The sequence below is a fragment of the Rhizobium sp. GW821-FHT14E12 genome (assembly GCF_058803745.1).
The window spans coordinates 1-526 of the sequence record NZ_JBXAPH010000037.1 but is presented as its reverse complement, the minus strand read 5'-3'; the positions used below and the strand labels follow the sequence as shown (position 1 = coordinate 526).

The window sequence follows — 526 nt, the reverse complement described above, 5'->3', positions numbered from 1 at the left end:
TCGCCGCCGCTGCCTGCGAAGAAGCGCCCGCCCTCGGAGCCGTTGGCGGCGATCCCCTTGCCGGCCAGGCCGGTGCCGATCATAATCGCCGCCATGACGTCGTTGAACGAATAGCTGGCGAGATTGCTGGAGGGCAGCGGCGAGACGCTCTTGTCCCATTCGGCATTGGGCGGCAGCTTCGAGACGAGGCTGGCGCCCATGACGAGACCTTCGAGAGCGGTCTGCACCGCATGGCGATAGCCCCAGACCTCCTTGCCGCCGGGTGCGGTCAATTGCGACGTCAAGCGCTCCAGAAGGCCGCCGAGGTCGGCTTGGCCGACCTCTCCCGCGCCGACTTTGTCGAGCAGCGGGCCGAGAAGCGCCTTGACGTCGCTCTTGAATGTGTCGCGGACCTGGGCGCTGTCCGACCCGTAAAACTGGTTGGCCATCGCCTGGATGGTCGGGTTGAACAGGTGGGTGATATTGTTGGGGACGGTGCTGCCGAACTCGGAAGCCGCAACCCTCTTCAAACCGTCCAGGTCGATCT

Annotated in this window: 1 pseudogene; it reads right to left on the bottom strand. The window is 65.2% G+C overall.

What is annotated here, in order from left to right:
• Positions 1 to 524: pseudogene (locus AC1RO0_RS31930) on the bottom strand (hypothetical protein); the annotation flags it as partial.
• Positions 525 to 526 lie beyond the last annotated feature (2 nt).